Source organism: Mesorhizobium sp. P3_A9 (assembly GCF_056402975.1).
The window spans coordinates 1-11693 of the sequence record NZ_JBFUGJ010000187.1; the positions used below are offsets into that span (position 1 = coordinate 1).

Here is an 11693-nt window from a genome sequence, read left to right on the forward strand (position 1 = left end):
GCTCTGCGCAGGGTGGTCTACATGGCAGCGCTCACCGCCAGCCGCTCAAATCCCGTACTCAGAGCCTTCCACCAGCGTCTCATTGCCAACGGCAAGCAACCAAAGGTCGCCATCGTCGCCGTGGCCCGAAAGATTATGACCATCCTCAGCGCCATGCTTCGACACAACCAACCCTGGTGTCCAGACAAAGCCTGAAAACACAGTTGCTCATCCGCCCTTCGGCACCAGCCCTTCGCTATCGCTCCGGGCGTTCGTTGTTCGAAAAGCCAAGCAATTGGCTTTTCGTCCGCTGCGCGGACCACGCCTCACCCCCGTGAAACGGGGAGAAGGAAGAAGCGGCGTCCTTACGCAAACGCCCCATGGCAGTGCTTGTACTTCTTGCCGGAGCCGCACGGGCAGGATTCGTTGCGGCCGACTTTGCCCCAGGTGGCCTGGTTGTCGGGGTCGCGGTCTTCGGGGGCGACGATGGTGTTGTTCTCCTGACGSACCAGRAGGGCKGTYTCGCCRCCTTCGAARTCRTTCTCGCCGGTGGTGCCGTCRATRTGSGTGCCGAACATSTCGGGCGCTTCCGGGGGCGGGGCTTCGGCGGCCTGGCGGACCAGTTCGACGCGCATCAGCTGCGCGGTGACCGCCTGGCGCAGATTGCCCAGCATCGCCTGGAACAGCTCGAACGCCTCGCCCTTGTATTCCTGCAGCGGGTCGCGCTGGGCGTAGCCGCGGAAGCCGACGACCGAACGCAGATGGTCGAGATTGACGATGTGCTCGCGCCACAGATGGTCGAGTGACTGCAGCACCACCGAGCGCTCGACATAGGTCATCACTTCGGGGCCGAAGCGCTCGGAGCGCTCCTTGGCGGCGACGTCGGCGGCTTGCGTGATGCGCTCGCGGATGTCGTCCTCGGCAATGCCCTCTTCCTTGGCCCAGTCCTCGATCGGCAGGTCGAGATTGAGGAATTCGGCGACCTCGGCCTTCAGGCCGGCGACATCCCACTGCTCGGCATAGGCGTTTTCGGGAATGGCCTTGGCGACGATCTCGTCGATGACGCCTTCGCGCATCTCGGCAATGGTTTCCGACAGGCCTTCGCCGTCCATCAGCTCGATGCGCTGCTCGAACACCACCTTGCGCTGGTCGTTGGAGACGTCGTCATATTTCAGCAGATTCTTGCGGATGTCGAAGTTGCGSGCYTCGACCTTCTTCTGCGCCTTTTCCAGCGCCTTGTTGATCCAGGGATGGATRATCGCCTCGTCTTCCTTGAGGCCRAGCTTCTGCAGCATGCCGTCCATGCGYTCGGARCCGAAGATGCGCATCARATCGTCCTGCAGCGACAGGAAGAATTTCGAGCGGCCGGGGTCGCCCTGGCGGCCGGAGCGGCCACGCAACTGGTTGTCGATGCGGCGCGATTCATGGCGCTCTGTGGCAAGCACGTAGAGGCCCCCGGCGGCCAGTGCCTTTTCCTTCAGGCGCTCGACGTCGGCATTGATCTCCTTTTCCCGCGCCTCGCGCTCGGGACCGGCAGGCATGTCGCCCAGTTCGTCCTCGATGCGCATCTCGGCATTACCGCCGAGCTTGATGTCGGTGCCGCGGCCGGCCATGTTGGTGGCGATGGTGATGGCGCCGGGCTTGCCGGCCTGGGCGACGATTGCCGCCTCGCGTTCGTGGTGGCGGGCGTTCAGCACCTCGAAGTCCTTGAAGCCTTCCTTGCGCAGGCGCTCGGCCAGCTGCTCGGACTTTTCGATCGAGGTCGTGCCGACCAGCGTCGGCTGGCCCTTGGCGGCGGCTTCGCGGATCTCCTTGACGATCGCCTTGTATTTTTCTTCGACCGTCCGGTAGACCTCGTCGTCCTCGTCCATGCGGATGACCGGCARATTGGTCGGGATCTCGGTGACKTCGAGRYYGTAGATGTTGCCGAATTCCTCGGCYTCGGTCAGCGCCGTGCCGGTCATGCCGGACAGCTTCTTGTAGAGGCGGAAGTAGTTCTGGAAGGTGACGGAGGCCAGCGTCTGGTTCTCCGGCTGGATCGCCACATGCTCCTTGGCTTCCAACGCCTGGTGCAGGCCTTCCGAATAGCGGCGGCCGGGCATCATGCGGCCGGTGAACTCGTCGATGATGACGATTTCGCCGTTGCGTACGATGTAGTCCTTGTCGCGCTGGAACAGCCGGTGCGCCTTCAGCGCGTTGTTGACGTGGTGGACGATGGCGACGTTCTCGACGTCGTAGAGCGACTCGCCCTTCAGCAGGTCGGCGTCGCGCAGCAGGTTCTCCAGCTTCTCGGTGCCTTCCTCGGTGAAGATCGAGGTCTTCTGCTTCTCGTCGATCTCATAATCCTGCGGCTGCAGCTGGATGATGAAGGTGTCGATGGTGTTGTACATTTCCGAACGGTCCTCGAGCGGACCGGAAATGATCAGCGGCGTGCGCGCCTCGTCGACCAGGATGGAATCGACTTCGTCGACGATCGCGTAATTGTGGCCGCGCTGCACCATCTGGGCGCGCTCATACTTCATGTTGTCGCGCAGATAGTCGAAGCCGAGTTCGTTGTTGGTGGCGTAGGTGACGTCGGCGGCGTAGGCGGTGCTGCGTTCCTCGTCGGACAGGCCATGGACGATGACGCCGACCGAGAGGCCGAGGAATTTGTAGACGCGGCCCATCCATTCGGAGTCGCGCGTGGCGAGATAGTCGTTGACCGTGACGACATGGACGCCCTTGCCGGCGAGCGCGTTGAGATAGACCGGAAGCGTCGCGACCAGGGTCTTGCCCTCGCCGGTGCGCATTTCGGCGATGCCGCCATTGTGCAGCACCATGCCGCCGATCAGCTGGACGTCGAAGGGGCGCATGCCGAGCACGCGGCGTGCCGCCTCACGGGCAGTGGCGAAGGCCGGGATCAGAAGATCCTCAAGGCTGGCGCCGTTGGCGATATCCTGGCGAAATTTTTCCGTACGCCCCGCGAGTTCGGCGTCTGAAAGCGCCCGCATCTCGTTTTCCATGGCGTTGATCGCCTCGACACGAGGCCGGGTCGATTTGACCCGACGGTCGTTKGAGGAACCGAAAACCTTACGGGCGAGACCGCCGAGACTGACCATTCAATGGTCCTTTCGATAGAATTCTCAATCTTTAAGATGAGCGCCGGCCGGCCTCATCACATCCGCGTGAACGCACCGCGTGAATACGGGCAAACACAAAAAGCGCCCGGAAAACGGTTCTGGACGCAAAGTCGTTGGACAGATAAGAGGGGGCTCAACTGATGTCAACGCCGCGCTGGCCCTGCCGGTCGCGCCAAATTCCGCCACAATCTGGCTGATCTGGAAGCCACCCCTCCTTACAATCCTTCCCCGGAGTCATCCTTATGCCCTTGTTGTTTCGCCGTGCGTCGCTTGCCAGCCTTGGTCTGGCCTTCGGCCTGTCGGCTCTTTGCCTGTCGCCTGTCATGGCGCAGGAGACCGCTCCTGCTGCTCCGGCCGATGCTGCCGCGGCACCGGCGGCAGCGCCGGTCGATCCGAATGCCGTGATCGCCACGGTCAACGGCCAGCCCTTGACTGAAGCCGATCTGGTGCTTGCCGAAGGCGAGCTTTCGCAGCAATTCGCGCAGTTGCCGCCTGAGCAGCGCCGCGCCGCGGCCCTTTCCGCAGCCATCGAGATCCGCGTCATGGCCGCCAAGGCCGTTACCGACGGTCTCGACAAGGATCCCGACTTCCAGCGCCGCATGGCSTTCCTGCAGCAGCGYGCSCTGCATGGCGAGMTGGTCGAGAAGGGTGTCGTCRACAAGGTCACCGACGCCGAGRTTCGCGCCCGCTACGACCAGGAAATCGCCAACACSCCRCCGGTCAAYGAGGTGCATGCTCGTCACATCCTCGTGAAGACGAAGGAAGAGGCCGAGGCCATCATCAAGCAACTCGACGGCGGCGCCGACTTCCAGAAGCTCGCCAACGAGCACACCAGCGATCCCTCGGGCAAGTCCAATGGCGGTGACCTCGGCTGGTTCGGACCTGGCCAGATGGTGCCGGAGTTCGACAAGGCCGCCTTCGCGCTCGAGGTCGGCAAATACACCGAGCAGCCGGTGCAGTCGCAGTTCGGCTGGCATGTCATCAAGCTCGAGGACAAGCGCGYCAAGCAGCCGCCGGCSTTCGACGACGTCAAGGACCAGGCCAAGCAGGCGGTCATCCGCGACAAGTATTTYGCGCTGGTCAAGTCGCTGCGCGCCGGCGCCAAGGTCGAGATACCCGACGCCAAGCTGAAGCAGGCCGTCGATACGATGGAAGCCGGCAAGTAAGCTTGAAGATTTTTTCAAAAAGGGCGCGGCAGCCAAGGGTTGCCGCGCCCTTTTTCGTTGGCCGCCGCTATCTGCCTGATGGCGCTATGCCTTGGAGGAGATAGCGGACCATCTTGCGTATCGTCGCCTCGGGCTCGTCGAGCCGGTTGATCAAGAGATGCCGCCAGGCGTAGGAAGCGACGAGGTCGGCGACCACACCCGGGTCGATGTCCCCGGCGATTTCGCCCCTTGCCTTGGCGCGCTCGATGATCTGGCCGGTGTGGGTACGGCGTCCTCCGGCATAACCGGAAAGGGCCGCGGCCGCGGTTTCATCCGATTGCGCCTCGGCGATCAGCGATTTGAAGACACTGCCCGACGATGTCTCGCGCCAGTGCGTGAACAGATTGATCAGGAAGCCGACGAGATCCTCTTCCAGGTTGCCGGTATCGGGAAGGTCGACACGCTTCTGGCGCTGGTAGACTTCGAGCAGCAGGGCCGCCTTGCTCGGCCACCAGCGATAGATGGTCGGCTTGCCCGCGCGTGCCCGCCGCGCTACCGCCTCAATGGAAAAGCCGGCATAGCCGGCCTCGATCAGCACGGCTTCGGCAGCCTCCAAGATCGCTTCGGCGCTGTCGGGATTGCGCCTGGCGCCAATCGATTTGCGTGCCGGATCGGCGATTTCGCTCATGAGCCGTTCCTCCCAAAGCGGTTTCTCGTCTCGGCTGAAACGACAACCCGCCGACAATTATTCGCCGCGCCCCGCATTTGCCGGCCGGATGCAAACCATCCGCGAGCAAAGCGCTCGTTTCCTTGCAGCGTTTGTGCGGACGCCAAATGAAGCCATTTGGCCGCAAACTGCGCCGATGCCAAGAAATGCTGACACATCGAGATGCTCACACATCGAGATACCAATACATCATCGCTTGACGAAACGGAACGGTTCGTTCTATTCAACGAAACGTTTCGTTCCGATGGACATCCTCATGACGACCATTATCGCATCCGGCTCCGCACCCGCCGCCGAGACGACAATTTCGAGTTGGATGACCTTTTTGCTGGCGGCTGCCTGCGGGCTGATTGTTGCCAACATCTACTATGCACAACCATTGATCGGTCCGATCGGCGCTGAACTTGGGCTTCCGCCACATGCGGCGGGCCTGATCGTCACGATGGCCCAGATTGGCTACGGGGTGGGCCTGCTGTTCATCGTGCCGCTTGGTGACCTCATGGAGAACCGCAGGCTCGTGCTCGGCATACTTGCCGTTGCAACGCTTGCCTTGCTGGGTGCTGCGATTTCAACCCAGCCAGCGGCTTTTCTGGCCGCGATGCTGTTTGTCGGCCTTGGCTCGGTCGCGGTGCAGACCCTCATCCCCTATGCGGCGCACCTGGCGCCGGAAGCCAGGCGTGGCCGCGTGGTCGGCAATGTCTCGGTGGGATTGTTGCTGGGGATAATGCTGTCGCGGCCGTTCTCCAGCTTCATCACGGCGCTGTCGTCCTGGCATGTCGTGTACTTCACCTCTTGCATTGTCATGGTCGTGCTGTCCGTGGTGCTGCGGTTTGCGCTGCCCAAGCGCGTGCCGACGGTGCGTCTGAGCTACGGCGCGCTTTTGGCGTCCATGGTGCATATTGCGCGCACGACGCCGGTTCTGCGGCGGCGGGCTCTTTACCAGGCATTCCTGTTCGCGGCTTTCAGCCTGTTCTGGACGACAACGCCGCTGCTGCTGCTGGCCGGGCCCGATTTCGGCTTGACGCAGCGCGGCATCGGTCTGTTCGCGTTGGCCGGCGTCGCCGGCGCCATCGCCGCGCCGCTTGCCGGAAGGGTTGCCGACCGCGGCTGGAGCCGGCCGGCGACAGCCTTTGCCATGCTGTGCGTCGCTGTCGCGTTTCTCATAACTCATATCGCGCATAGCGGCTCGACGCTTTCGCTGGCGCTGTTGGTGGCCGCCGCCATCGTGCTCGACTTCGGTGTGCAGACCAACCTTGTCCTCGGCTACCGGGACCTGTTCGCACTTGGCGCCGCACATCGCAGCCGTCTGAACGGGCTTTACATGGCGACGTTCTTCATCGCGGGCGCAATCGGCTCAGGCGTCGGCGGTTGGGCGTATGCGCAAGGCGGTTGGCCGCTGGTGTCCTGGATCGGCCTGGCGCTGCCGGTTGCAGCGCTGCTTTGTTTTGCGACCGAATTCATGTCGCGCCAAAGCGCGTGAATTCGCGCCCGGATCAGGCCATCATTGCATCGCTTGCGATGTCTCGGACTCGATGCGCCAGCCATCTTCGGCCTTGACCAGCCCGAGCGTGACGCGTGCCTTGCCGGTCAGGCGTGCCGCCGACTTGTCCTTCGGCACATAGTCGTAGCGCATGGCAAAGGCGGCCTCAGTGCGGTTATCGCCATGCGGCGTGATCTCCAGGCTGCCGGGTTCGAGCCCAAGCGACCAGGAGGCCCATTGCGCGAACCAGTCGGTCTTCACCTTGACGATGGCATCGGCGTCGTAGCGTGTGCCGAAAATGGTGGCCGACGAGCCGTAGATCCGCTTGACCGTCTCGCTCATCGTCCTGGCGTCCGGCGCCAGATAATCCCGGCGCAGGAATTTCTCGATCGAGGTCTTGTCGTCGCCGACGGAGCGTTCCAGCGCCGCGACCTGCGAGGCCGGCGCGGGCTCAGCCGCCGGTTTGGGCTCCGGGGCAGGCCCATCACCCGGGACGAATTCGAAGCGTTCGAGCAGCGAGCCCTGCTCCCAGGGGCGCTGGCCTTCGCGGGTTTGCGAAACCACGTCGCGGCGCACCGCGATCATCATGTCGTTGATGCTCTGGCCGGGCTCGGCGATGTGCCGCAAAAGGGCTGATGCAAAGGGCGAGTTGCGCCCGGTGCCGTCCATGGCGACCGCACCCGGCGCCGTCGAGAAGGCGATGAAGGAGCCGCGCGTCGAATCGAACTGCGCCAGACCGGCCAGCGCCGTCGCCGAGCGCGTGGTGGCGGTGCGGCTAAGACTGCGTGCAAACGGGTTGTTGCGGCAGGCGTCGAGAAACACCAGGCTGACCTTGGTCTGCTGTTCCATGATGTCGAGGACTTCGTCAATCGGCACGGCTTCGAGTTGCAGTTTCACCGGCATGTCGAGCCTGGCGTCGACCGGCACGATGTAGTTGCGTCCGTCGACCTGCAGGCCGTGGCCGGCATAGTAGAAAAGCCCGACGCCCGCGCCTTCGAGCGCATCGGAGAATTCGCCGATGCTGCGTTCGAGTTCGCGCTTGCCGAGGTCGTTGCCTTCGATGACTTCGAAGCCGATGGAGCGCAGCTTGTCGGCGATGTCGAGCGCGTCGTTGACCGGATTGGCCAGCGTTCCGGCTTCGGCATAGCTGCCGTTGCCGATGACGAGCGCCACGCGCCGCGCCGGCTCAGCGTCGGCGCTCAGCAGCAACAGTCCCAGAAATGCCCATGCGAGGATCGCAAGCCTGCCCATGGGGGCAATCATAGCGCGACAGGCCCGGGAGATGCCAACAGATTTGAAATGCAGGCTTAATTCCGGGTGGGGTCCGGCCGCGGGCAAGCGCGACGAAAACGCCCTTGCGCCAGCGCGGCGTATCGGGCAAACCGGCCTTCCCTTGCGATTTTTGCCGCCCGAGGTCCCATGTCCACGACGATTTCGCCGCTCGCGCCGAAGAAATACCCCAAGATGCCTGTCATTGAAGGGGTGCGCATCGCCACCGCCGAAGCGGGGATAAAGTACAAGAACCGCACCGATCTTCTGGCCATGGTCTTCGACGCCGGCACCACGGTCGCCGGCGTATTCACCAAGTCGAAATGCCCCTCGGCGCCGGTCGATTTCTGCCGGCAGAACCTCGACGCCGGCAAGGCGCGGGTGCTGGTTGTCAATTCCGGCAACGCCAATGCCTTCACCGGCAGGAAGGGCCGCGAATCCACCGCGCTGACCGGCGAGGCGGCGGCCAAGGCGGCCGGCTGCACGGCAAGAGAGGTTTTCCTGGCCTCSACCGGCGTCATCGGCGAGCCGCTCGACACAACCAAGTTCAGCCATCTGCTTGCCGGACTGGTCAGCGACGGCAAGCCCGACCTGTGGACCGAGGCGGCAAAGGCCATCATGACCACGGATACCTATCCGAAAGTGGCGACGGCGACCGTCAAGCTTGGCGATGCCGATGTCACCATCAACGGCATTTCCAAGGGCGCCGGGATGATCGCCCCCGACATGGCGACGATGCTGTCCTTCATCGCCACCGACGCGCCGATCGCGGCCCCGGTGCTGCAGGATCTGTTGTCGCGCGGCACGGCCAAGACCTTCAACGCGGTGACCGTCGACAGCGACACCTCGACCAGCGACACGCTGCTGCTCTTCGCCACCGGCAAGGCCGCCAAACGTGGTGCTCCAGAAATAACCGATCCCAAAGATGCCCGCCTTGGTCAGTTCCGCCGGGCGCTCGGCAAGGTGCTGAAGTCGCTGGCTCTGCARGTGGTGCGCGACGGCGAGGGCGCCCGCAAGCAGGTCGAAGTCACCGTCACCGGCGCCAAATCGGCCCGCTCGGCCAAGCGTATCGCGCTGTCGATCGCCAATTCGCCGCTGGTCAAGACGGCGGTTGCCGGCGAGGACGCCAATTGGGGCCGCGTCGTCATGGCCGTCGGCAAGGCCGGCGAGCCGGCCGACCGCGACCGGCTGTCGATCTGGTTCGGTGATAACAGGCTGGCGCATGAAGGCGAGCGCGACCCGGCCTATTCGGAAGAAAAGACCTCGGCCTACATGAAGCGYGACGAKATCCGCATCCGCGCCGATATCGGCATCGGCCGCGGCAAGGCGACGGTGTGGACCTGCGAYCTCACCAAGGARTATGTCGCCATCAATGGCGATTATCGGAGCTGACGGTTTTGGCTTCCAGGCATCCGGCAAGCATGCTCGCGATCGTGCGCCGCTACGAGGCGGCCGGTTTTCGCGCCTGGCCGGCAGCCGCCGTCCACTATGACGGCACCTGGGTGGTTCGGCTGACCGCCGGCCATCCGGCGAAGCGGCTGAATTCGGTCAATCCGCTCGATCCCGGCGACATCCAGCACATCGCCGACCGCATCGGCCGGGCCAGCCGCCGTTTCGATGCCTATGGAAGGCCGCTGACGTTCCGCATGTCGCCGCTGTCGGGTCCCGATCTGGGCGGTCATCTCGACAAGGAGGGCTGGAGCCGGTTCGGCGAGTCGCTGGTCATGCGGCTGCCGCTGGCCGATGCGCAGCTCGATGCCGCCATGGACCAGATCCCGCTCAAGGACATCAGCCGCTTCATCGGCGCGTTGCTCAAGGTCAGCGGCTCCGACGTTTCGCTGCGGCCCGGCCTGTCGGAGATCATCGGCGCCATCCAGCCCGAGGCCGGGCTGTTCGCACTCGAGGATGGCACTGAGCCGCTGGCGACGCTGATCTGCGTGCATGACGGCGATCTCGCCGGCCTGTTCGAGGTCGCCACCGACAAGGCGGCGCGCAACAAAGGCCATGGTCGCAACCTGATCCTGTCGGCGCTGAAATGGGCGCGGCTGCGCGGCGCGCGCGAAGCCTGGCTGCAGGTCGAGGCCGGCAATGTGCCGGCACTGGCGCTCTATCGCTCACTCGGCTTCGAGGAAGTCTATCGCTATCACTATCGTCAGCCACCTGGTCATGAGTGAAGTTGGGCATGGATGATCTGGCCAATACCGGCAAGCGCCTGCTCCTGGTGGCCGCCTGCGCGCTGGTCGACACCGACGGCCGCGTGCTCCTGGCGCAGCGGCCCGAGGGCAAGCAACTCGCAGGCCTGTGGGARTTTCCCGGCGGCAAGGTCGARCCCGGCGAGACGCCGGAACAATGYMTYRTCCGCGAAYTGCATGAGGAGATCGGCATCGARACCGATATACCGTGCCTGGCGCCACTGACCTTCGCCAGCCACTCCTATGACGACTTCCATCTGTTGATGCCGCTGTTTGTCTGCAGGCGCTTCCGCGGCATCGCCCAGCCCCGGGAAGGGCAGGCGCTGAAATGGGTGCGGCCGAAGCAGATGCGCGAGTATCCGATGCCGCCGGCCGACGCGCCGCTGATCCCGTTCCTCATCGATCTCCTCTGAGGGCGGCGGCGACGGATCGGGACCACGGTCCATATCAGCCAGCGTTAATGGAAGATTTATCTGATCATGAAAAATTGATGCATGGCCGTGTGCTTGCGGCCGCGTCGCCAATTCGCTGGGGAGCGATCGTATGAGTCTGGACAGGGATTGGGATTCGATCCGGCCCGACCGCGGTTTCCGTGCCGCCGATGCGGGCATGGGCATCCTGCGCATCACGCTGCTGTTCGGGTCGGCCGCGGTGGCGCTGGCGCTGATCGCGACCCCTTTCCTCGACAGACAGACGCGCTCGCAATCGGCGCGCGACGATTTTCCTGGTCTCGACATGACGGCCACCGGCTCGATCAGCCACCGCAGCACCTACACGGTGCGCCGCAGCGTGTTGCAGCCGCAGCCCGATTCAGTCTGCATCATCGGCTCCGACGGCAGGACCAGCGGCGACTGCTGACATGGTTAAGATATTTTAGAGAAGGGGGCGGTTTCACCGCCTGTTAAGGCTTTGCCATTAACCTTTCTTAACAGATCGGCGGTAAGGTCCTGGCAAGGGGGATCGAGGTGATGAAAACATTGCTGCTACGTTTTCTGACGGACGAGACCGGAGCCACGGCTGTCGAGTACGCCTTGATCGTCTGTGTGCTGTCGCTGACGATCATCGGCGGCATCGGCCAGGTCTTCAACTCGCTCACCTGGCTGTTCAGCAACAACACCAGCAGGCTTGCGAACGCCTTCGCTTCGCCTTGACCGCAATCGCGGCGGGCGCTCAGCGCTCGTCGGAACCTTCCAATATGGCCTTCAGCGAGACCTTGGCTGAACCCGGCTTCAGCGGTTTCTGCTGCGACGCATCGGGCGCCCAGCCGGACATCCACACCATCGAGAAACTTGCCCGGATTCGACCGTCGGGGTCGGAAAACCGCTCGGCATAGATTTCCGCGGCACGGGCAAACAGTCCGCGTGTGCCCGGCCGCCGGCTGCGATCGGCAAGCGCGCTGGTTTCTCCCATGGCGCGCAGATCGGCCATCAGGGCAAACAAATTGGCATAGCGCACCGTCACGGTCTCGACGTCGGCGACCGGCAGAGCGAGACCGGCGCGCTGCAGCAGCGCACCGGCATCGCGCACGTCGGTGAACGGTATGACGCGCGGGCTGACGCCGCCATAGAGTTCGGTCTCGGCCGCAAGCAGGCACTCGCGCAACTCACTGAGCGTGCCGGCGCCGGCAAAGGCGCCGAGGAAAAGCCCGTCCGGCCGCAGCGCACGGCGGATCTGGATCAGCATGCCGGGAATGTCGTTCATAGCTTGCAGCGACAGAAGCGACACCGCCAGATCGAGGCTTTGCGGCTCGAACTGCACGGTTTCCAGCGGTGCCACCGAGCC

The 11693-nt window shown here is 63.9% G+C and carries 11 protein-coding genes and 1 pseudogene; 8 read left to right on the plus strand and 4 right to left on the minus strand.

Annotated features, from left to right (window positions below):
* Positions 1-195 (plus strand): annotated as a pseudogene (locus AC1DX0_RS22305) (IS110 family transposase); the annotation flags it as partial.
* A gap of 149 nt (positions 196-344) precedes the next feature.
* On the opposite strand, the gene secA reads toward AC1DX0_RS22305, so the two are convergent.
* The gene (secA, locus tag AC1DX0_RS22310) at positions 345-3077 is read right to left on the minus strand and encodes a preprotein translocase subunit SecA (RefSeq protein WP_477356881.1); all 2733 of its coding nucleotides are present in this window, start codon (positions 3075-3077) and stop codon (positions 345-347) included.
* 263 nt (positions 3078-3340) lie between these two features.
* Between secA and AC1DX0_RS22315 the strand changes: the two genes are divergently transcribed.
* Entirely contained in the window at positions 3341-4264 is a 924-nt protein-coding gene (locus AC1DX0_RS22315) for a peptidylprolyl isomerase (RefSeq protein WP_477356883.1), read from the plus strand.
* 67 nt (positions 4265-4331) lie between these two features.
* Here the strand turns inward: AC1DX0_RS22315 and AC1DX0_RS22320 are convergent, their stop codons facing one another.
* Complete coding sequence (locus AC1DX0_RS22320; protein ID WP_477224577.1) at positions 4332-4931, minus strand: TetR/AcrR family transcriptional regulator; 600 nt, start codon at positions 4929-4931, stop codon at positions 4332-4334.
* A 295-nt stretch (positions 4932-5226) separates the two neighbouring features.
* On the opposite strand from AC1DX0_RS22320, the gene AC1DX0_RS22325 reads away from it, so the two are divergent.
* Positions 5227-6450 carry an MFS transporter gene (locus AC1DX0_RS22325; RefSeq protein ID WP_477224576.1) on the plus strand — a complete coding sequence of 408 codons (1224 nt, stop codon included), beginning with the start codon at positions 5227-5229 and terminating at the stop codon, positions 6448-6450.
* Positions 6451-6471: 21 nt separating this feature from the next.
* Here AC1DX0_RS22325 and AC1DX0_RS22330 read toward each other — a convergent pair whose 3' ends face one another.
* Positions 6472-7701, minus strand: coding sequence for a caspase family protein (locus tag AC1DX0_RS22330; RefSeq protein ID WP_477224575.1), 1230 nt, complete (start codon positions 7699-7701; stop codon positions 6472-6474).
* 168 nt (positions 7702-7869) lie between these two features.
* Between AC1DX0_RS22330 and argJ the strand changes: the two genes are divergently transcribed.
* The 5 genes from argJ (at position 7870) to AC1DX0_RS22355 (ending at position 11062) form a co-directional block, all read left to right on the plus strand.
* Positions 7870-9111, plus strand: a complete 1242-nt coding sequence (argJ, locus tag AC1DX0_RS22335; protein WP_477356885.1) for a bifunctional glutamate N-acetyltransferase/amino-acid acetyltransferase ArgJ — start codon at positions 7870-7872, stop codon at positions 9109-9111.
* A gap of 29 nt (positions 9112-9140) precedes the next feature.
* The gene (locus AC1DX0_RS22340; protein WP_477224573.1) at positions 9141-9893 is read left to right on the plus strand and encodes a GNAT family N-acetyltransferase; all 753 of its coding nucleotides are present in this window, start codon (positions 9141-9143) and stop codon (positions 9891-9893) included.
* A gap of 8 nt (positions 9894-9901) precedes the next feature.
* Complete coding sequence (locus tag AC1DX0_RS22345; protein WP_477356887.1) at positions 9902-10324, plus strand: (deoxy)nucleoside triphosphate pyrophosphohydrolase; 423 nt, start codon at positions 9902-9904, stop codon at positions 10322-10324.
* A gap of 130 nt (positions 10325-10454) precedes the next feature.
* Positions 10455-10769 carry a hypothetical protein gene (locus AC1DX0_RS22350; RefSeq protein ID WP_477224571.1) on the plus strand — a complete coding sequence of 105 codons (315 nt, stop codon included), beginning with the start codon at positions 10455-10457 and terminating at the stop codon, positions 10767-10769.
* A 110-nt stretch (positions 10770-10879) separates the two neighbouring features.
* Positions 10880-11062: a Flp family type IVb pilin gene (locus AC1DX0_RS22355; protein WP_477224570.1), complete on the plus strand. Its 183-nt coding sequence runs from the start codon at positions 10880-10882 to the stop codon at positions 11060-11062.
* Positions 11063-11081: 19 nt separating this feature from the next.
* Here AC1DX0_RS22355 and AC1DX0_RS22360 read toward each other — a convergent pair.
* Positions 11082-11693, minus strand: a 612-nt coding sequence (locus tag AC1DX0_RS22360; RefSeq protein WP_477356889.1) for a methyltransferase domain-containing protein, incomplete at its 5' end; no start/stop codon positions are given.